Raw genomic sequence first — 21,410 nt, forward strand, 5'->3', positions numbered from 1 at the left:
TTTTTTTTGCTCAGATGAAATCGATTTGCTTGAGGTAGTCACAGCCTTTTTGCAGCAACTCACTGTTCTTGGCTGGGTAGTCTTCGCCCATGCTCTGGATGCCTGAGAGTGCATTGCGGTACTCGATCATCGAGATATCGCCAATGTCTTCTTCAAATCCATTGAGGTAAAAACCGACCACGCCGAACAACGCGTTATCACTGTCGATGGCCGACAGGCGTTGCTGCCATTGTGTCACCGGGACCATCTGGAAATCGTGACCGGCCGCGCGGAACGCATCCAGATAGTGAGCCCATGTCAAAGGCAGCGGGTTGTGCAAGTTGAACACCGCTTTGGTGCGGTTATGACGGCTGGCGTGAAACGCAATGAAGCGTGCGAGGAAGTCCACCGGCATCAGGTCGAAGTTGAGCGCCAGTTCGGGCACTTGCTTAAGCTGCAAGGAGCCTTTGAGCATCAGCATCAAACGGTTCTGATGAGGCTGGCACACACCGGTTCGCGTATTGAACGCGATGTTTCCAGGGCGATAGAGATTGACCCACCCCCCCGACTCACTGGCGTTCCACAAGATGCGCTCAGCCACCCATTTGGAGAGGTTGTAACCATTGCGGATGTAGATGGGCGGCGTGAAGGCAGGCGGTTCTTCCAATACCCGGCCCTGCTCGTCCACCGTGCTGGAGGCCGACAGGGTGGAAATGAAGTTGAAAATTTTCTTGCTGCGCCCTTCACACAATTGCAGGCATTCCAGCACCGGCGTGACGTTGTCCTTGACCAGCGACTCGTAGTCGAGCACGTGGTTGACGTTGGCCGCGTTGTAGATCAACACGCCGTATTCACGATCCAGCCATTCATAGTCCTGCTCGGACAACCCCAGGCGCGGCTTGCTGATATCCGCCGCCAGGACCTTGACCCGGCTCAGGTCCAGATGTTCGAGGCGGTTCTGGATCAGCGCATCCTCGAAGCGCTCTTGCGCGCTCATGCCGCCGGACTCGCGCACCAGGCACGCCACTTCGGTGCTGCCCAGTTCCAGCAGGGCCTCGACGATATGCACACCCAGGAACCCGTTGGAGCCGGTCACGATGACTTTATGTACGTTGCCCAATCGACTGATGGGCAGTACCTCCAGCTCAGGCCGGATCATGGCGTCTTGCAGCGCCTGCGGACTGACCGTAGCAGTGGCCTCGACGTCCTGCTCGATCAGGTTGGCGAGGTTGACCAAGGTGGGTTGCTCAATAAAACGGTTGATCGAGACTCCTTTGCCGAACGCCTCGCGAATCCCCATGAGCATCTGCGACAACAGGATCGAATGGCCACCCAGATTGAAGAAACTGTCATCTACGGAAATGTCCGGCCCAGGCAAGTCGAGCAGCCTGGACCACAGCTCCAGCAACTGCGCCTGGGTGGCGTTCTGGGGCGCCAGGCGCGGCCCTTGCGTCTTGTAGTTGACCGGCAGGTCTCTCAGGGCCCTGCGGTCGACCTTGCCATTAGCCGTGGCCGGCAACCGGTCCAGCAGGCAATAGGCGCTGGGGCGCATGTAGTCGGGCAAATGCTTGAGCGCATAGGCCTGCAACTGCTCACTGGCCGCCTGGCCCTCGCCCTCTTGAGGCTGGGAGAAAAACGTCAGGATGCGGCGCTGGTGATCGATGACCACCGCCAGTTGCCGGAACAACTGGCTCGATTGCAGCAGGTGTTCGATCTCTTCCGGCTCCACCCGAAAACCGCGGATCTTCACCTGGTTATCCAGGCGCCCGATGATCTGGATGCCCTCCTCGGTCCAACGCGCCAGGTCACCGGTACGGTAGAGGCGCACCCACTGGCCATCGGGCAACTCGTGCAGCCGATAGCGTTCGGCCGTCATTTGCAAGGCGCCCAGGTAACCGGCGCCCACCCCTGGCCCGGCGATGTGGATTTCACCGCTGTCATTTTCGCCTACCGGTTGGCCGTGCTCATCCAGCAGGTAAATCGCGGTATTGGCAATCGGTACGCCCAGGTTGCGATTGTTGTCCCCCCGTTGGAAGGTACGGCAGGTGGCGAGCACCGTGGTCTCGGTGGGGCCATAGATGTTGTGCAGTGCACAATGGCCAACCAGTTGTTCGATCACGTGGGGTTCGCACACATCGCCGCCCGTCACCAAGTGCTGCATGCCGTACAGCGATTCAAGCTGGATGATGCTGAGCAAAGCCGGCGGCAAAAAGGCGTGGGTGACCTGCTCCTGTTGGATCAACTCAGCAAGCGCCACCGGGTCGCGGCGTTGGTCTTCGGTGGGCACGATCAACTCGCCACCCTGGATCAGCGTCGGGAAGATATCCAGCAGCGATGCATCGAAATTGATGGTCGAGAACTGCAGGGCGCGGCTATGGCGGTCCAGTTCCACGTAACGGGCATACCACGCACAGAAGTGGCTCAAGTTGTCGACTGTGAGCAACACGCCTTTGGGTTGGCCGGTGGTACCGGACGTGTAGATCGCCACACAGGGTGCCGAACCATCCAGCGCTACGCGCAACAGGCTCTGATCCGGGGCCAGGGCGACACGGCTGTAGCCCTTGGCGCCGTGGTGGAAGAAGTCCAGATGGCCAATATCCAGGGTAGCCAGGCCCGGTAGCGGGTTGTCTGCCTCGGTGTCCTGGATCAGCAGGCTGGCACCGGCATGCTTGAGGATGGCCGCACGGCGTTCGACAGGATGGTTCGGGTCCAACGGCAGGTACACCGCACCGCAACCAATCACCGCCAGGATCGCTGCATAGAGCGCAGTGCCTTTGGGCAACGAGATGCCGACCACCGTCAACCCTGGGGTCGAGGTTTCAAGCAAGGGTTGCAAGCGTTCCTGGATCGCAACGCTATAAGCGTGCAGTTGCGCATAGGACATACCCCGCCCTTGCACTTTCAGGGCGTTGCGCTCGGCGTTGGCCAACAGGCTATCGGCCAAGCGCTGCACAAAGGGGCGCCTGGCCTCCTCCAGAATGCCGGTATTAGCGCTCGCATTGTGGCGATGACGCCAGGCCAGGCCATCCAACAGGGTCAGGCTCGACAAGCGATCAATCGCCTGCACCGGCTCACGGGGCGCCTCAAGATAGTCAGCACTGCGTGAGAAACGCCCGATGTGCACACTGGCCATCTCTACCACTTGCGCTATCGCTTCACGTGCCCGGTCGGCACCGTTGCCGGCGAGGGAGGCGCTGACTTCACGACGCCCCAGCAGCATCCAGTCGCCATCGCCAGGACGCCACAGGCAGTCCACCCGCAGTGGCGCGAGAACATCACTGTCATCGTCAGCCTGCGCCCGCAAAGATAGGCGATGACACGACGGATAGTGCGGGAGTTGCGCCGTGCTGGCGTCGTCTATCAGCACGTCCGGCGCCGATAACTGGCAAAGCTCAATGGCGTTATCGCTGGTCAACAAGCGGGCGGTGTGCCCCATCTGTTCCAACTCTTGCGTAAGGCAGGCGAGCGCATGGCTGCGCCCGCACAAAACGATATCAAGATGTCTCATCGAAGTTGTCCTCTAGCGCAGATAATCGGCGAGCGCTTCCTGCATGCAGGGAGCGTCGAGCAGGCCGCTGTGTTTGAAGAATCGGACGATGTTGCCTACCAGCGGGTGAGACGGCGTGATCGGAAAACTCATGCCTTCGACCTCTTCACGCAACGCCGCCTTGACGCTGGGGTTCACCGGCAGTTGCTCGATCAGCGCGAAATCAAACCCCTGCTGGATCTCGTTGGTCAGGTACTCACCCAAGAACACCGGCATGATCGAGGCCAGCACACGTTTGTCCTCTTCGCTCGCGGTATTCCAGTAAATGCGCGTCAACTTGGCCCAAAAGCCCGAATGTCGACCCTCATCCGCCAAGTGGTCGGCCATCAACCCCTTGACCGATGCCTTGACCGAGTCGTCGCGGGCAAACGCGGCAACATCGTTGGTCAGGGTGTTTTCCGCAATGGCCACGCAGATCAGCTCGACAGCAGCCTTGAGGTGCGCGGGCGCCATGGCCAATGCCTTGGGGATAGAACGGCTGAGCTCGATTTCCGCTGGCAAGGTGATGGGTTCGATGCCCGTCAACTCGATGGTCTGTTGCATGTAGTCCATCGCCACTAGCGCGTGATAGTCCTCATCGACGACCACGGTCATCGCGTCGTAACGGCACGCAAACGGAAAGCGGATAGCGAAGTTATCTTTCGCAATGCTCCTGGCGGTCTTGTCGACAATTTCGGTTTCGAAAATCACCACATCATTAATGAACTTATACAAGCTCTGAACGAGAACAAAATGCTGTAAGTGACTACACTTCTGCATAAAGGTAGCGCTCATGACCAATGGTTGACGACTGGTCGGAAATATTAACTTTTCGTCATCTTCCAAGCGTCGTCTCGGGCGCGTCCGAATGGTCGCCCTTTCCTCCCACGACTCGGAAAACGATTGATATGCTTCAGCTCTCATGACTACTTCCTTTATTCATGATACTCAGTAGTAGTGCACTTCAAACAACAGGCATCCGTCTTTCGAATTAAACGGCCCGTGCTCCGTGTGTGCGGCCCTGAAGAAGTAACTACCGTCGCGGTAAGTTTTCTCCGGGCGCCCCTCACTGGCCTGCTCTGTCTGGTCGCCGTCAATCAAATACACTTCTTCGTGATAATCATGGGTATAGATTTCACGGGTGCCGCCCCCAGGGTGAAAACGTACCAGACGTGTACGCACTCCAGTTTTCGTAACAGGGTCCAATGTGTCTTTGAAGACGGTCAGCGTGATACCGCGTTCAGAGGTCACCTCAAACCATTGGGCCTGGTCGGCCTCGATCACTTCGAAGTTCATGCCACGCACTCACTGACCGTTTCGCCCATGGCCACGCGCAGGTTGTCCCACAACGCCAGGCGGCTTTGTACCGCCGCGATAGCCGATACGTAGACCTCTTCCTGACGCTGCGCATCGCCATTGACCAGGCGCGCCAACAGGCTTTCTGCCGCCGGGCCGTGGTCTTCCGAGTCGACTTCGATGTGGCGCTGCAGGTAATAGCGAAAGGTTGGCGCGTCGTCTGCGGTGATATCCCAATCGTCCAGAATGCGCTGGAACATCTGCGGGATGACACTTTCACGGCCATGCAAAAACGCAGCAGCCACACTGTGGGTGGAAGCGTTGATGGCGGTTTCGATGGTGTCAGTGACGAAAGCCGACGCTGCCAGGCCTGCACCGCAACGGCTCAAGGCCGTTTTCAGATCGACGCCTTCGCGCATCAGTTTGACAAAGTGTTCGATCTTGTCGGTGCTGGCGCCGACTTCGCGCATGGCATGCAGGTAGAGTTCGAAGTGGCTGTAGTGACCGCCTTGCAAGTTCTGGTCGGACTCTTCGCCCAGGATGATTTCGTTGATCAGGTGCGCGGCCGCCGGGTCCACGGGAGGCAGCCAAGGCAGGCGAGTACAGGTGAGGTCCTGTTGCAGGCGCTTGGCCAGGGACATGAAATCCCACACCGCAAACACATGGGTTTCCATAAAGGCGCGCAGGACCGGCAGCGAATTGATTTCAGCAAAGATCCGATGATTGCCCAGCTCTACTTTCTTGGCGTTCAACAGCGTCTTTTTATCTTCCATGTTGCGCTCCTTATCAGGCTTTAGTTAACGCTGACCACTCGAGAGATACCCGCTTACCTTTTTTCAGGCATAAGCAGGCCTGCCTCGCCGTTCTTGGCCAGTGCTAGAGTCTTATTCAATTAAGTTGTACGGTTATGCTTCCGTGACCCGAAGGTCAGCCGTCGAAGCAAGACGAAACTTAGAGGAAGTTCATGATGATCAGCAAGTGTTTTTTGGAAAATTAATACAATTTATTTCCAAGTTGTAAAACCCACAAAAACAGAAGCCCGACCGAAGTTAATAAAATCAACTTCGCCAGGCAATAGTTAGCTAACACCCCTCAAGGGAGTGCAAACAAACTGTATGGAATTGCTAAGTTAGCAATTAACTAGTCTATGAACGCGGCCATTCGCCTTTTTACCATTCAAGTTCCCTCTTACCGCTGATAAGCGCCCGCGTATTACCTGCGGGCAGTAATGAGTTCAGTTCTTTGCTGATTGGCGCAATGCCAGGGCCGCGACCCCGCACAAGATCAAAGCAATACAGGACACATAGAACGCATCGCTGTAGGCCATCAGGTACGCCTCACGACGCACGGTGTGGATCAAGCCCTCAAGGACCTGCTGTTGAGCGGGTAATAGCTGGTTGAAGATAAAAGCCTCGCTGTCGGCCATGCTGGCGCGCAGGCGCTCCTGAAAGGCCGGGGAAAACAGGGTGATCGACTCCCCTACCCGCTCAGAGTGAAAGCGCTCGCGCATGGCCACGATCTGCGTCAGGCCCGCCGTGCCCACGGCACCACCCAAGTTACGCAGCATGGAAAACAAGGCCGAGGCCGAGCCGGCTTCATCTTTGGCCAGGCCAGACACCGCCAGCACGGAAAGCGCCACCATGATCAGCGGCTGCCCGATGCCCCGTACCACGGTGGACGGAATAATCACGTTGGCGGCGCTGTCCACGTCCAGGTGCGCGCCGAGATAGCACCCCAGGGCCATGATGAAAAAGCCACTGGCAACCATCAGTTTCGGGTTGAGCCACTTCATCAAGCGCGGCATGAACGGCGCCAGTACCAGTTGCACCATGCCGTAGGCGATCAGGCTGATGCCAATCTCCCGGGCGTTGTAGCCCTGCAACTGAGACAGGTAATTGGGCACCAGGAACACCAGGCCGAAGGTGGCCGCGCCAAAGATGAACATCGCTGCGCTGGCCACGCCGAAGTTGTAGCTCTTGAGCAGGCGCAGGTTGATGAAGGAGCGACTGCCATACAACTGCGACAGCACGAAGTACACCAAGGCAACGCCGGCAATCAGTGACATCCATACAATGAAATCGGAGCCGAACCAGTCCTTGCGGCCACCTTCTTCCAGCACGATCTGCAAGCCACCCAGGCCGACGATCATGGCGATGATCCCGCCCCAGTCGCCGCGCTTGAGCAGGCTCAACTGCATGGGCTTGGCATCGATCGACCATGCCACCGCCAACAGCAAGAGAATGCCGGGGGCCAGTTGCAGGTAGAAGATCCAGCGCCAGGAATAGGCATCGGTCAGCCAGCCGCCAATGGACGGCCCGGCGGCCTGGGCGACGCTGTTGGACAACGCGAACAGCGCCATGCCCATCGCGATCTTGCTGGGCGGCAGTTCAGTGATGATCAGCTGGAATGACAAGGGAATCAGCACTGCGCCGGCAGCGCCCTGGATTACCCGAATGATGATCATCACTTCCAGGTTGGGCGCCCAGGAGCAGGCAATGGACGCCACCAAAAATACAAACGAGCCCACGAGCATCACACGTCGCAGAGAGAACACCTGCACCAACCAGGCGGTCAGCGGGATCATCACGATTTCCGCGACCAGGTAGGCGGTGGAAATCCACGAGCCTTCCTCGAACGTCGCGCCCAGGGAGCCTTCGATCTCCGGCAGCGCGGCGCTGGTCACGTGCACGTTCATGCCGGCCATGAAACAGCCGAACAGCCCCCCGATCACCGCCACCCAGGCGCGAAAGGAGACGCTCTTTTCAGCCGCTTCAGTCATGTGCAGCGCCCTGCTCAGCTGGGCGGGTGTCCACCGTGGTGATCACCGACATGCCCGGCAGGATGGGCCCGCCTTCGTCATGCTCATCAATGACGATCTTGACTGGAAAGCGTTGCACGATCTTGGTGAAGTTGCCGGTAGCGTTGTCCGACGGCAACAGTGCGAACACCGCCCCGGAGCCTGGCGAGAAGCTCACCACATGGCCTTTGAGCTTGCGCCCCGAATAACTGTCGACGCTGATATCCACCGGTTGGCCGGCACGCATATCGCGCAATTGAGTTTCTTTGTAGTTGGCCACGACGTAAGCCTGCTGCAAAGGCACCACCGCCAGCAGTGGCAACCCTGGCGCGACGTATTGGCGGGTACGGACTTTGCGCTGCCCCACCACGCCGTCGATGGGTGAGCGGATCAAGGTGTCCTCCAACGCATGCGTCGCCAGGTTCAACTGCGCCTCGGCCTGGCTGCGCCGGGCTATCTGCTGCTGGAGCGAAGCCTGGGCCAGTTGACGGCGGGTGGTGGCCACGGTCAAGCGGGTTTCCTGCTGGCGTTGCATCGCCTTGGCAATTTCCACCGCAGCATTGGCCTGGGTGTAACTGGCGGCGGCCGTTTCCAGACGCTGCGTGCTGGCAGCATGTTCGCGCACCAAGCCTTCGTAGCGACGCTGGTCAAGGCTTGCGCGGCGTAACTCAGCGGCCACACTGCGAGCATGGGCCTCAGCCTGGGCAACCCCGGCCTTTTGCTGGGCGATCAGGCTGTCAGTGACTGTCAAGTTGGCCTCTTGCGCTGCCACCGAGGCCTGGGTCTCGGCCAGTTCTGCGCGGGCTTGTGCCAAGCGGGCCTGGTAGTCACGGTCCTCGATGCGTACCAGCACATCCCCTGCCTTGACCGGCTGATCATCCTCTACTATCACCTCGGCCACGTAGCCTGAGACTTTCGGGCTGATGGGGATCCAGTCGGCCCGCACATACGCATCATCGGTCTGCTCCAGATAGCGGCCGACGGTCATCCAGTACACGCCGAACACCACCGCCGCGATCAACAACCCGGCGCCGCCCAGCAGGATCAGGTTTCTTTTGCGCCGTTGCTTACGCGCATGCATAAGTTGCTCGAGCACATTCTCCTGCTCGTCCTGGACAGCAGTTTTTTCATCAACGGCGATATTCATGGCTGGGTACCGGAAGAAGGGATAGACGCGTGGGTGGGCGCAGCGGCCGGGGTATCGACGGCGCCGGACTGCCAACCGCCACCAAGGGCACGGAATAGGTCGATCTGGCGTTGCAGTAACTGGCCATCGGCGTCGGCGCGCGTGGCCTGCAAGCGGATCAGTTCACGCTCACTGTCCAGCACGTCGAGAAAGTCGATAGAACCGGCGTCGTAGTTGAATTGGGCCAACTTGTAGGCTTGGCGGCTGCTGTCCAGCGCCCGGCTCAAGGCCGCGTGGCGCTGCCGTTCGCCGTCGTACAACGCCAGGGCCTGGCGCACCTCCTTGAGGGCCTTGAGGACGCTGGCCTCGAACTGCGCGACCTCCACCTGCTCGAGTGCCCGTGCCTGCTTGACCCGCGCGCGGTTGGCCTGCCAATTAGGGAACTGCCAGGTAATCAGTGGGCCGATGCCGAACATCACCGCACTGCTGTCCCCCAGCTCATGGGGTTTGTTGGCCGAGGAGGACACTGAAGCGCCGAAGGTCACCTTGGGGTACAGGTCGGCCTGGACGATATCCACTTGCAGCGTGGCCGCCTGCAACGCGCGCTCGGCCTGACGTATGTCGGGGCGGCGCGCCAATAGTTGCCAGCCATCACCCACCGGCAACTCGGCATTGAGTTGGGGCACCACTTCACACGTTGCGGCGCCAGAGCCTTGGTCCAGTTCAGCGACGCCGGTCAGCATGGCCAATTCGTAGAGCGCGGCTTGTCGACGCGCCTCCAACATCGGCAGCAACGCCTGGGTTTCGCCTTGCAGGGCTTGCATGCGGCTGTATTCAAGGTCTGTCACCACACCGGCCTGGCGCTGGCGATCGGTCAACGCCAGGCTATGCCCGACCACGTCCAACGAATGGCGCTGTACCTTGGCACGCGCCCCCAGGGCGCAGGCATTCACATAGGCGCGAGTGGTTTGCGCCACGACCGTGATGCGCAGCAAGTCCTCGGCATCCTGCGCCGCTGCGGTTTGCACGTGGGCACGTTCAATGGTGCGCTGAACCTGGCCCCACACATCCACTTGATAAGCCAGCTCGAAGCCTGGGTTGAATGCCCATTCTGACGGCGCATGGCTATCGGTGGCCTTGGCCAGCGTCTGGTCATCGGTCGTCTTGCCATAAGCGGCCCCCAGCGACGCCTGGGTGGACGGCCAGCGCTCGGCATCGGCCTGCTGGATCCCGGCCAGCATCGCTTGCACATGGGCCTGGGCCGCCGCCAGGTCGCGGTTGTGCAGTAACGCCTGTTGCACCAGCGCATCGAGTTGCGGATCGTTATACAACTGCCACCAGCGCTCAGGTAACACTTGGTCCGAGACACCTTGGGGCAGGTGGCTCAGGGCATTGATGCGTTCCGGATGTGGCTGTGCCGGTGTATGGGCGACCCAGGACGAACAACCCGCCAACAACGCCACCGCCATGCCAAGCAGCGAAAGACGGTAATGCCGTGGGAAAAGAGAAGGCGAACCCATCGAAGAAATCCAGAATGCCAAGTAGAGACGCAGGGTAAGAGAGCAACCGGTTGCGCATCTCCCGAGTTCCAGACAACCATCGTTTCGATTGGGACAATGTGCCGGCGCGCCCTCTGCGCCGCAGGCTCCATACACCAGGCACAGGTAAACATGGCCCTGCCTGGAGGCGGGGCCATGTTCAAAAGGAGGTGGTGCTATCGCCAGTCAGATTCAGACCAAGCGACAGTTACTCGGGGTGTAGCCCATGGTGCGTTTGAACATCGCGGTAAATGCACTCGGACTCTGATAACCATGCTCCAATGCCACTTCAAGGATGGAGGCACCACTGGCCAGCCGCTGCATGCTGAGCAGCAGCCGCGTGCGCTTGCGCCACTCGCCGTAACTCATGCCCAACTCTTTCTGGAACAGCCGAGCCAAGGTGCGTGAACTCATATTGAGTTGCACCGCCCAACTCTCCAGTTTCGACTCCTGAGAAGGGTTGTCGATAAAGTCCGCACACAGAGACTTGAGCCTAGGCTCGTCCGGTATCGGCACGTGAGCCAGCACCCTTTGCGCACGGTCAAGTTCCGAGAAAATCAGCTCGACAATCTGTACATGCCGCAACGACGCCGGGTGGCTGTCAGGCTCATCGCCGGCGGCCACAATCAGCTCGCGCAGCAAGGGTGAAACCCTGATGACCTCGCACTCCTCCGTCAAACGACGGTGCGCTCCCGGTGAGATCAACAAAGTGCGCATGCGCACTTCGCCGGTCATGCGGATCTGATGTTCCAAACCTGAAGGCACCCACAGGGCATGCCCGGAAGGTACCACCCAGGTGGTCTCCTCCACCGACACAAGCATCACGCCGTTGATGGCGTAGACCAGTTGGCCTTCGTCATGTCGATGCGAGGCCACGATGTCACCGTGGCCATAATTACCGGCAAGTGCCGCCAATGCGGTATGCGCGTTCATCTCAGGACGGCACCGCAGCATTCACCACGCTGAGCAGGCCCAGGCGCGATGCACGATTGACCGCACTGGTGACCGCTTCGAGGGAAGCGAGCAGGCTACTGCCATCGCGAGCGGCGCCGAACAGCAACTGGTTGCCCACGCGAATTTCCACATAGGCCAACGCCTCAGCCTGGGCACCGTCACGGGTGGCATGTTCGTGGTAATCGGCGATATCAAAATTAATGCCACGCTGGGCAAACGCATCGACCAGCGCCGCAAGCGGGCCGTTGCCCTCGCCACTCAAGTCGATGCGCTGTGTACCTTGTTCAAGGGTGGCCTCCAGGTAAGTCACATCGCCCTCGCTCACCAGTTTGGGGGCTCGTAACGCGTAAGGCTTGCCCTGCTCCAGGTAATGCCGGGTGAAGCAGGCAAGGATCATCTCGCCACTGATTTCCTGGCCGGAGCCATCGGCTTCCTGTTGTACCAAGCTGCTGAACTCCATCTGCAAGCGACGCGGCATCACAATGCCGTGCTGCTCCAACAGATAGGCCACTCCCCCCTTGCCCGACTGGCTGTTCACGCGAATCACCGCTTCATAGCTACGGCCCATATCGGCAGGATCGATAGGCAGATACGGCACTTCCCACATGCCCTGCGGATTGGCCTGGCGCGCCGCAAAGCCTTTCTTGATCGCGTCCTGATGCGAGCCGGAGAACGCGGTAAACACCAACTCACCGGCGTAAGGGTGACGAGGATGGGTCGGCAACTGATTGCAGAACTCCACCTCACGCTGGACGTGCAGGATGTCGGAGAAATCCAACTGCGGATCGATGCCGCTGGTGTAGAGGTTCATCGCCAGCGTGAGGATATCGACGTTGCCGGTACGCTCACCGTTACCGAACAACGTGCCCTCGACACGCTCGGCACCGGCCAGGCACGCCTGCTCCGCGGTGGAAACTCCAGTGCCCCGATCATTGTGCGGATGCACGCTGATGACCACACTGTCACGGCGACTGAAGTGCCGGCAGAACCATTCGATCTGGTCGGCGAAGACATTGGCGGTAGACACCTCCACGGTGGTGGGCAGATTCAGGATCATCTTGTTGCTCGGGGTCGGCCCGAACGTATCCGTCACCGCTTCACACACCTGCAATGCAAAATCCAGCTCGGTGAAGCAAAAGGTTTCCGGGGAGTACTGGAACGTCCACTGCGTATCGGGGTTCGCGTCCATGTGCTGCTTGATCTCTCGTGTTGCCTGGGTAGCAATCTCGATGCAGCCCGCCTTGTCCACATTGAAGACAACGTCCCGAAACACCGGCGCCGTCGCATTGTAAACATGCACGATGGCGCGAGGCGCGCCCTTCAACGCCTCAAACGTGCGTGCGATGAGGTGGCTGCGCGCCTGGGTCATGACCTGAATCGTCACATCATCAGGAATCGAACCGCTTTCAATCAGCTCACGGACATAGTCAAAGTCGGTCTGCGAAGCGGCAGGAAAGCCCACCTCGATCTGCTTGAAACCGACCTTCACCAGCAAATCGAAGAAACGCCGCTTGCGCTCGGCATTCATCGGCTCGATCAAAGCCTGGTTGCCATCACGCATATCCACACTGCACCAGGTGGGAGCAGCAGCCTGGACAGTGCTGGGCCATGTGCGATCCGGCAGGTTGACCGTGGTGAAGTGGCGATATTTGCGGGAAGGGTCCTTGAGCATCATGGCGTTTCTCCTTTTTCAGCAGTTTGTTTGTGTCAGACACACCACCGGCAATGCCGACTGATTGGATCCAATACTAAACGAACATAGTTTGATACAAATTGCGTTGTTGAGTTTGCGGAATGAAAAAATCCAAAGAAAAATCCAAAAAGCTCAAAAAAACCGAAAAAATATTGCGCAAAGAAATAAAAACAAACAATCAAAGACCGGAAGTCAGGAGTTACCGGCAAAATCAGTAAAAAAGAACCTATCGCTTGGATGAACGGGCTGAGGGAGCCAGGGAAAACATTTCTGACGGGCAAAAAAAACCCGAGAACCTTACCTGTGTAAGGCTCTCGGGTTTTCTGAACACACTTGATTGGATACCTGTAGGTTACGTTCAGGACGAGCAAAAAGCGACCAAAAAGGGGGTGACGACCAAAAAGGGGACCGACCAAAAAGGACCAAAAAGGGGACAGATTTATTTACCACCATCCAACCTCGGCCGCCCTTGCCCTCGGCGCTCAATACGAACGCCTGCAATCCTCTCAAATTCTTCAATGAAACGAGCAGTTCCGGTAAGCTGCCCCCGTTGCAACGCCTCACGAATAATTCTCGTCTCATCACTCGAAACGGACTGCTTCACAAATACCTTATAATTTTCGCGGCGCTTCAGCGTTGTATCTCCCAATATGGAAAAACAAGCATCAACATCAAGCCATTCACTATCAGGCACCAGCCCTGTGCGGGCACTGTAACTTGACCATGGATAATCCGCCGCGTCAGCTACCATGCATGCACGAACCGGATTTAATTCAATGTACCGGCAGCAAGCTAGCAAGTAAGTCTCCGTTTGCATCACGCTTGATTTATACCGTCCCTCCCATAATGTACCTGTCCGCCCTTCTAACCTGTTTCGATACCGAGTGGCCCGAGCCGCGAGCGCCTTCATTAACTGCCCTAGCCCTGCAACCGAGTTACCCGGAGAAACCAGTAAATGGACATGATTAGTCATCAAACAGTAGGCGTATATTTTTATGCCAAATGCGTCCTTAAGCTCTCGAAGGTCTCTCACGTAGCGCTGGTAGTCCTCCTCGGCAGCAAAGATCACCTGGCGGTTGTGACCACGCTGTACAACATGATGAGGATAGTTGGGCAAAACGACATGTCCCACTCTGGGCATAGGTAACCTCCTTCCTTAGAGAATTACAGCCTAGCAAATGGGGAAAAAATAAATCTGTCCCCTTTTTCTACTTCTTCCAAATACTAGTGCCTTTTTTTGTCTTTACGACTTTTCAGCCATGACAACATCCAAATACCCGCACCTACTGGAACCCCGCAGTAAGCAGCGACTTTCAGAGAGGCATTGATAACGCCAGCCTCAAGCGCCCAATGACCCAGCTTGAAATATGCAATCGTCGCCACGAGTAAATTACCGACAATACCTACCACAAAAAAAACCAGAAAAAAATACACAGCTAGCGTACCCAATAGGTACCAACCTACCGTTTTTGGCTTCACTTATTACTTCCCATATTAGATACACCACGACAAAAAGCAAAAAGGGGACAGATTTATTTACCACCATCCAACCTTGGCCGCCCTTGCCCTCGGCGCTCAATACGAACGCCTGCAATCCTCTCAACTTCTTCAATGAAACGAGCAGTTCCGGTAAGCTGCCCCCGTTGCAACGCCTCACGAATAATTTTCGTCTCATCACTCGAAACGGACTGCTTCACAAATAACTTATAATTTTCGCGGCGCTTCAGCGTTGTATCCCCCAATATGGAAAAACAAGCATCAACATCAAGCCAGTCACTATCAGGCACCAGCCCTGTGCGGGCACTGTAACTTGACCATGGATAATCCGCCGCGTCAGCTACCATGCATGCACGAACCGGATTTAATTCAATGTACCTGCAGCAAGCTAGCAAGTAAGCCTCCGTTTGCACCACGCTTGATTTATACCGTCCCTCCCATAATGTACCTGTCCGCCCTTCTAACCTGTTTCGATACCGAGTGGCCCGAGCCGCGAGCGCCTTCATTAACTGCCCTAGCCCTGCAACCGAGTTACCCGGAGAAACCAGTAAATGGACATGATTAGTCATCAAACAGTAGGCGTATATTTTTATGCCAAATGCGTCCTTAAGCTCTCGAAGGTCTCTCACGTAGCGCTGGTAGTCCTCCTCGGCAGCAAAGACCACCTGGCGGTTGTGACCACGCTGTACAACATGATGAGGATAGTTGGGCAAAACGACACGTCCCACTCTGGGCATAGGTAACCTCCTTCCTTAGAGAATTACAGCCTAGCAAATGGAAAAAAATAAATCTGTCCCCTTTTTTCTCTTTTTTTCTGTCCCCTTTTTTTCTCTACTCCTTAGCAGTGGATACTGCGCGCCTTGTATCAATTAACCATTAAGAATACGCTTTAGTTCCTTTCTTGCCAAATGTCGGTTACTTTGTGAGACAGCCTTATCTACTGATAACTTCTTCAGGTCTTCTACAAAGGAAGCGACCTCTTGAGCCGAACTTTGCGCGACCCAAGAAATGGCAAGATTTATCCAATAATCAGAATCGTGCCTCAATCCAACCCTCACAACACTCATGTAGGGAAAGTCTAGTCCTAGAGCTAATTTAACGCTTTCAAAAGGTATCTCAAGTAATGAGATAACTCTTTTGAAATCTGACGAGCTAACCAAAGGCCATGTAGCTTCATCGCTTGATAGCTTCCAGCGACCAGACTCACATCTGCAAATTACGCCCCCCCCATCCAAAATAATTCTCTCAGAATCTTTCATACATTACATTCCAGGATGATGTTTGACATTGAGATCGTACTGCTTAAGAGTCTGCTCAAACTTAGCTCTGACCTCAGGTGTCCAATTTTTCCAGTAGTGCCCGCTAAACTCATTCGTTATCACCTCCCCGTTGGGTCCTCGCCGAAACATACCACCAACTAGAGCCGATCCGTCGGACTTTATAGTTTCTGCCAGCTGTTGATGAGGAGAGCCCCCAAGGTTAGTGGTAGGCTTACCGACAGCGAAAGTGCTAGTTTTAGGATCAAAAACAAACTCAATGGAACCGTTTTTTGTACTAGGAAAATAATTCTGTATAGCTTTAGATGATACAGACCCCGGCTCCAAGCCTAAAACCCCAGGCGCAGGGCCTGACCCCTGCCAGCTTGTGGGTGTTTTTACACCGCCAGTTTCGATTTTAACCTTACTCCAGTACGCCTCTGATTTACCAGCCTGCGCACCTGCTGTCTCACCCTCTCGAAGCGTAGGTTGCCTAGGACGCACGCCTCCAGCAACACCACCAGCTATGCCTGCAATATAAGGTTCATAGGTGTTAACCAACGTATGGAGCTTATCCAGATTCTCATACGCCCTAGCCTCCAATGTCTGCTTGTAGTTAAAACACACATCTGTTTGGCAGTTGAGCGATTTAAGCGCAAACAAACCACCTTCGAGCGTTGTTATCTGAGACTTTGCCCACGCCGGGCCAGCGGTTTTCATGGCCTCTTCATAATTTCCGAGGCTGATATCGTCGTACTTACCTGCCTTCCACGTTTTCTGCTGGCATGTCACGTCTTTCCCGCAGATATTCATATCTGCTACAAAATCGGCGGCATCTTCATGATTTAAGCTGTTGTAATTGGTGGCATTCTGAGCAGCCCATGCGGCAACTTGAAGATTTTTCGTGTCGGCGCCACCATCAACAACTGCTGCTGCAGCGACACCAATCAGTTGAGCGGCGGTGGTTAGAAGGACGTCCCGCTTCTCAGGGCTTATATCGGTAGCCAAGCGGCGTAGCTGATTTGCCAGTGCTTCGTTAGCTCCGGCGGCGATAGCCCCGCTAACAAAATCTCCTCCGGCCACCTCCGCGATAAATCCACCAACGAGCGCGTGGGTAGCTACTTTTTCGATACTGCCCGTCTTCAAACCTATTTCACCAACTGCGTTAAAGCTGGTGGCCGCCAATGTGTTGAATAAAACGCTGGTGAGCGCATCACCCAAATCGGCATCCTGCCCCAGCGCTTTTTTAAGCACGGCCGAGGTGCCGTTCTGTAGCGTCTGGTTGGCCGCAAACTGCCCTACGCCCTTCAGCGTATTAAGTTGTAAGTCGATTTTTCCGGAAGCTTGAGTCGTTTTACTTCCCGTCCAACCGTCAAAATATGCCGCCGTGAAACCTGCTGTGAGGCCAGATACTGCGTATCCCTTCATCGCATCAGACGAAGTGACATCTTTAAATACCGCGCCGAGGTTGCCGCGATTATTAACCGCACTCACCGTGGCATTAGTCGCAGCACCTGCGGCAATAGCGCCAGTGCCAGCAGCGACGCCAATACCAGCACCTGCGGTGGTCATTGCCCCCATAGCTGCAGGTCCAACAAATGCAGCCATCACAATCGCAATAATGATCTGCGACGCCGGCCCCAACCCCGAGTTGCTGTACTTGAAGCTGTCGTGAATCTCCTTGACCTGCCTCCAGTCCACATCCCCACGCGCTTCGGCGTCTTTGATCCAGGCCAACTGCGGATCGGCCTTGACCATCGCATCAATCGATTGGCTGACGGTTTGCTGGTTGACCTGCCTGACGTCAATCTTCAGGCCTTCCACCGCCTTGATCGCGATATTGCCCTCTGCCACCATTTGGGTCTGGCGCAGGGTCTCATCTGTATTGCCTTTACCTTTTGATGATGTCCAGAACGCATCTCCCTTGCTCTTCTCATGACTCTCCTGATGCAGATCCTTCACCGCCTCAAACTCAACCGCCCCCCCACTGACAATCGCAATATCCCCACCACTCTCAAGCTTCGCCGCCTGATACTTCTGATCCCCACCACTCTCCAGTGTCAGATCCCCCCCAGTCTTGATCTCGCTCCCGACACTCTTCACATCGGTCACTTCATCACGCTGAGTCTTCTTGCTGCCCCAATTGCCCTTCTTGCTCATGTCATACAGCGAGTAATGACTGTCCTGCGCCGCCAGCATTTGCAGTTCGTTATCCGCATGCACATAGGCTTCATTGCCTGCGCTGATCTTGCTGGCAACCAAAGTCAGGTCGGTGCCGGCGATGGCGATCAGGTCGCCGCCGGCTTTGAGTTCGGCGCTTTGTTGGGTGACGTCGTCCAGTTGAGTAGTGGTTTTGGTGCCGCCTTTTTTGCCTTTGGAGTAGTCGTGTTGTTCGTTGGCGGCGGCGGCCAGGGTCAGGTTTTCGCCGGCCTTGACGCTGAGGTCTTTGGCGGCGCTGACGGTGCTGGCGACCACGGCAATGTCGCGGCGGGCGTCGATGGCGAGGTTGCCGCCCACGTCCACGGCGGAGGTGTGTTGCAGGATGGTTTGCTCGGTGCCGCTGATGCGACGGCGTTGGTAGGCGTAGTCGTCCTGTTCGGTCTGGCTGGCGATCAGCACATCACGCCCTGCGGTTACGCTGGCGTTGCCACCGGCCTTGAGGTTGCTGCCGAGGTTGAGCACGTCGCGGCCGGCGTTCAGCTTGAGCGTGTCGGTGGCTTCGAAGCGGGAGGCTTCGCTGGCCACGTCGTTGCGCAGTTGGTAGCCCTGGCCGTCCTGTTTGAAGGTGGTGACGGTGCGTTCGTTGATGATGTCGCCGATCACGGCGGTGGCGCTGATGTCGCGGCCATTGATGATGCCGCCACGGGTGTTGCGGACCGAGTCGGTGGCGAGCATTTCCAGGCGGTTGCCAGCTTGCATCAGGCCGCTGTTGTCGATGTTGTTGGCAACCATGCTCAGGTTATTGGTGGCGCGCAGGGTGCCGCTGTTGTGCAGGTCGCCGCCGGTGACCAGGCTCACGTCCTGGCCCTGGATCAGCGCGCCGTTGGGGGCCAGGCGGTTGTTGGCCTGGGCCAGGTAAAGCACGGGGGTCAGGACTTTCTGGCCGTTGATCTCGGCTTCTTCCATCCAAACGATGTCGTGGGTCAGTGCCGCGACTTGCTCGGCAGTTAGCGACACGCCCAGTTGCAGGTTGAGCGAGTCCTTGTACGAGATGGCGTTGTCCATCAGGTAGCGGAACAGTGCGTCGTCGCTGGCGAGGCCGTTGATGTAGCGTTGGCCGGACGGTCGGAAAACTGGATCATTTTTGAAACGTATTGCCGTGATCACGAGCTTCGGACTTTTCCCACGACCTCCCGAGGTTGAGCCATAGGAAGTAACTTGGCTAGGATTCGGCGTCGCAGTAAATCCTGTGGCCGGGTGTCGCAACCTGAAGTAGTCTGAGGCGCGGTAGCGCCATAGCTCTGTAGCAGGCGCTTTTTTTATGCCTGCTTACCGCATCTATGGTGGACCGTGTGAGGCGGGCTTTTGCCCGGCCGGTACCCTCGGACACCGGTTTGCGACCCTCGCACGGTCCACCACCCACTCGTGTCGCAACGAAGGTGGTGGCCTCTTAACTGTCTGAGGATCGAGTGGATGTTTTCTACAAATCGAAACTGCCGAGTTATTGAAGTAAAAGTCGTGATGAGATGTTCGCGCTCTACCGTTAACGCTCATTCAATGTGTGGTGCATCGGAGGGTCGCTCATGAACACGCAAATAGATGATGACGATTTTCCTGCCAGTGTTTTCAATGTGCGGCCAGGCTTGAGTTCCGAAGAAGCATTAGTGAATGCGAGTGAGCTTTTGGCTTCGGCATCAGCAATGGCGAATGAACAGGCGTTTTCCTCAAACGGATCACAGCGACTTCAAACCTTCGGGTTGGCCCAGCTGATCGAAAGCGCGCACCTTCTAGTAAACGATGCTCTGAAAAAAACGAGTCCAGTAACCCTCTGATTTTTAATGGAGAAAAATAGATGAGGATAGGTTACGCAGTTTTATTCGAAATATCGTGGCCTAGCCCATCTATCACTTATATTTAAACAATTGAATACTTACAAAAAAATGGTGCCTTATAGACATCCATTTTGGCTAACTATAAAGCTAGCAGGTACCAAAAAATAAAACCACGTTATTAAACAGCAAACCGCCAATAGAGCAATCAAATAAATCTGCTCCTTTTCCACTCCAACTAGACTGAAAATTTTTTTGAGTAACGCTCTTCTAATCTTTCAGCAGACCTTAGAACGCCATCCCCATCATCAGGAAAGAAAGCAGAATAAACATCTGCTGCAATTTTCATCAGGGAAACGTAGTCAGGCACTGGGATACTTGAAGTTTCCACTTCGCCCAAAAAGAAACTAACCTCATTGAAACTTTCTGGATCGTCCCAGTCCTGATCAAGGGCGTAAAAAAAACCTTCACTCACAGAGAAGCCAAATCCCTGCGAAGCGTCATAGATGAACGCTGGAAAATTAGTCCTTCCCCTCGCCATAGAAGCCTCTATCAATTCGTAAAGATCTTCATAGTCCAGACCAGTTGAAGCAAATGACTCCTTGAACCTCTTAAGCCAAGCCAAGCTATCCATTAGTTTGTCCTCGGGGGCATAGTGATAAAGGAATTTGTTATTTCTCCTGTCTTGCTATTACGTGTCACTTGGAAGTGATAGCCATCAACTTTAATACTAGCTTCTCTCAACGCTGGGTTGGTTTTAAACAAAGACTCGGCTTGGACTGCCGCTCGACTAGACATATCAGCCACCCTGCTATCCGGCAGAACCTTTGGATCGTAAGTCGTTTTCGTGGATGTAGGCTTATACTCACCCATTTTGCCACCTGTCAGCGAAAACGCGTAACCAGAGGGCCTAACATTTCGCCAGTAAAGTACCGAGTTCCTAAGTCTTTAGCAGGCTCCATCCCTCCGTAATACTCCTTCATACGAACTCTATCAGAAATCTCTTTCAGATATTTCTGCAGTAGAAGCATAACTTTATCAACATCACTAAAAACAGAATCGTCAAAACACAGCTCTACGTCAACACCGCCCCCACATTTTACAACTCTAAGTAATACAAAAAAATCGGAGGAAGCAGATACAATATCAAAACCATACAACTTAGCAGACACACAAACATCACCTTCAAAACGACAAAGCTCCGCAACCATACTTTGATCAAGGCCCAAGCAACTCGCAATACCGAGCACTTCTGAAGCTGTCACATCGTCGACGCGCTCCGAATGACTCTCCAAATCCTTCAGAAGAATAATAATATCGTCTTCAACCACACCACCTAGAACAACCTCATATAACTCTTTCATAAATTAGTCGACAAACCCTTTAAATGCCCCATCTAAATTCAACCGTATGCCACGCCCGTCGCCAAGACGTTTCTCTATAAATGGAATTCCTTTTTCTGTTGTCACCGACTTAAACTCGCCGGGAGCACGTATTATTTCACGTAACTGCTTCATAGCCTGCTCGTTCCAAGTAGCCATAGACCCTGTAGTCTTACCCCAAATATCAGGATTTCTACCCGCGTGCTTCGATAGTGCATGACCGATAACGGTGGAACCTTTGTAAGGTAATTGAACGAAAAAAAATGGACAGATTTATTTTTTCAGAGACTCATCCGCTACGTCTCAAGATCTTCACAAAGCCCAAACCTCAAAAAACCTGCCCCCTTTTCTTGTCAAGTAAGTGACGCTCAAATTTG

17 protein-coding genes and 1 pseudogene are annotated in these 21,410 nt (G+C 55.6%); 1 reads left to right on the plus strand and 17 read right to left on the minus strand.

What is annotated here, in order from left to right; translation table 11 throughout:
- Positions 1-10 precede the first annotated feature (10 nt).
- The 14 genes and pseudogenes from ACP7CZ_RS15160 to ACP7CZ_RS15225 form a co-directional block, all read right to left on the minus strand.
- Positions 11-3,487, minus strand: coding sequence for an amino acid adenylation domain-containing protein (locus tag ACP7CZ_RS15160; RefSeq protein WP_426174600.1), 3,477 nt, complete (start codon positions 3,485-3,487; stop codon positions 11-13).
- A gap of 12 nt (positions 3,488-3,499) precedes the next feature.
- Positions 3,500-4,429 carry a diiron oxygenase gene (locus tag ACP7CZ_RS15165; RefSeq protein WP_072448457.1) on the minus strand — a complete coding sequence of 310 codons (930 nt, stop codon included), beginning with the start codon at positions 4,427-4,429 and terminating at the stop codon, positions 3,500-3,502.
- Between the two features lie 24 nt (positions 4,430-4,453).
- Entirely contained in the window at positions 4,454-4,801 is a 348-nt protein-coding gene (locus ACP7CZ_RS15170; RefSeq protein ID WP_089042406.1) for a DUF4437 domain-containing protein, read from the minus strand.
- A complete protein-coding gene (locus ACP7CZ_RS15175; RefSeq protein ID WP_054898387.1) occupies positions 4,798-5,574 on the minus strand; it encodes a DUF3050 domain-containing protein in 777 nt (258 codons plus the stop codon). The genes ACP7CZ_RS15170 and ACP7CZ_RS15175 overlap by 4 nt, the downstream gene beginning before the upstream one ends.
- Before the next feature lie 461 nt (positions 5,575-6,035).
- Positions 6,036-7,580 (minus strand): MDR family MFS transporter, encoded by a 1,545-nt coding sequence (locus tag ACP7CZ_RS15180; protein WP_054918466.1) that lies wholly within the window; start codon positions 7,578-7,580, stop codon positions 6,036-6,038.
- Positions 7,573-8,745, minus strand: coding sequence for an HlyD family secretion protein (locus ACP7CZ_RS15185; RefSeq protein ID WP_054918464.1), 1,173 nt, complete (start codon positions 8,743-8,745; stop codon positions 7,573-7,575). The genes ACP7CZ_RS15180 and ACP7CZ_RS15185 overlap by 8 nt, the downstream gene beginning before the upstream one ends.
- Positions 8,742-10,244, minus strand: coding sequence for a TolC family protein (locus ACP7CZ_RS15190; RefSeq protein WP_198790645.1), 1,503 nt, complete (start codon positions 10,242-10,244; stop codon positions 8,742-8,744). The genes ACP7CZ_RS15185 and ACP7CZ_RS15190 overlap by 4 nt, the downstream gene beginning before the upstream one ends.
- A 210-nt stretch (positions 10,245-10,454) precedes the next feature.
- A complete protein-coding gene (locus ACP7CZ_RS15195; protein WP_054899116.1) occupies positions 10,455-11,195 on the minus strand; it encodes an AraC family transcriptional regulator in 741 nt (246 codons plus the stop codon).
- A 1-nt stretch (position 11,196) separates the two neighbouring features.
- Complete coding sequence (gene leuA / locus ACP7CZ_RS15200) at positions 11,197-12,891, minus strand: 2-isopropylmalate synthase (RefSeq protein WP_294204671.1); 1,695 nt, start codon at positions 12,889-12,891, stop codon at positions 11,197-11,199.
- A gap of 457 nt (positions 12,892-13,348) precedes the next feature.
- The gene (locus tag ACP7CZ_RS15205) at positions 13,349-14,050 is read right to left on the minus strand and encodes a transposase (protein WP_294204672.1); all 702 of its coding nucleotides are present in this window, start codon (positions 14,048-14,050) and stop codon (positions 13,349-13,351) included.
- An 83-nt stretch (positions 14,051-14,133) separates the two neighbouring features.
- A complete protein-coding gene (locus ACP7CZ_RS15210; protein ID WP_146120443.1) occupies positions 14,134-14,388 on the minus strand; it encodes a hypothetical protein in 255 nt (84 codons plus the stop codon).
- A 53-nt stretch (positions 14,389-14,441) separates the two neighbouring features.
- Positions 14,442-15,143, minus strand: a complete 702-nt coding sequence (locus ACP7CZ_RS15215; RefSeq protein WP_426174607.1) for a transposase — start codon at positions 15,141-15,143, stop codon at positions 14,442-14,444.
- Between the two features lie 132 nt (positions 15,144-15,275).
- Positions 15,276-15,665 carry a hypothetical protein gene (locus ACP7CZ_RS15220; protein WP_127880968.1) on the minus strand — a complete coding sequence of 130 codons (390 nt, stop codon included), beginning with the start codon at positions 15,663-15,665 and terminating at the stop codon, positions 15,276-15,278.
- Between the two features lie 3 nt (positions 15,666-15,668).
- A pseudogene (locus ACP7CZ_RS15225) lies at positions 15,669-18,974 on the minus strand (DUF637 domain-containing protein); the annotation flags it as partial.
- A gap of 431 nt (positions 18,975-19,405) precedes the next feature.
- Between ACP7CZ_RS15225 and ACP7CZ_RS15230 the strand changes: the two are divergent.
- Positions 19,406-19,654, plus strand: a complete 249-nt coding sequence (locus tag ACP7CZ_RS15230; RefSeq protein ID WP_181123918.1) for a DUF6124 family protein — start codon at positions 19,406-19,408, stop codon at positions 19,652-19,654.
- Positions 19,655-19,889: 235 nt separating this feature from the next.
- Here the strand turns inward: ACP7CZ_RS15230 and ACP7CZ_RS15235 are convergent, their stop codons facing one another.
- From ACP7CZ_RS15235 to ACP7CZ_RS15245, 3 genes are all read right to left on the minus strand, one after another.
- Positions 19,890-20,285: a hypothetical protein gene (locus ACP7CZ_RS15235; RefSeq protein ID WP_072447133.1), complete on the minus strand. Its 396-nt coding sequence runs from the start codon at positions 20,283-20,285 to the stop codon at positions 19,890-19,892.
- Between the two features lie 250 nt (positions 20,286-20,535).
- The gene (locus ACP7CZ_RS15240) at positions 20,536-21,015 is read right to left on the minus strand and encodes a hypothetical protein (protein ID WP_054897996.1); all 480 of its coding nucleotides are present in this window, start codon (positions 21,013-21,015) and stop codon (positions 20,536-20,538) included.
- Positions 21,016-21,018: 3 nt separating this feature from the next.
- A complete protein-coding gene (locus ACP7CZ_RS15245; protein WP_164919369.1) occupies positions 21,019-21,168 on the minus strand; it encodes a hypothetical protein in 150 nt (49 codons plus the stop codon).
- Positions 21,169-21,410: the final 242 nt, after the last annotated feature.

This window comes from Pseudomonas sp. DWP2-2 (genome assembly GCF_049897065.1).
Classification (GTDB): Bacteria; Pseudomonadota; Gammaproteobacteria; order Pseudomonadales; family Pseudomonadaceae; genus Aquipseudomonas; species Aquipseudomonas paracarnis.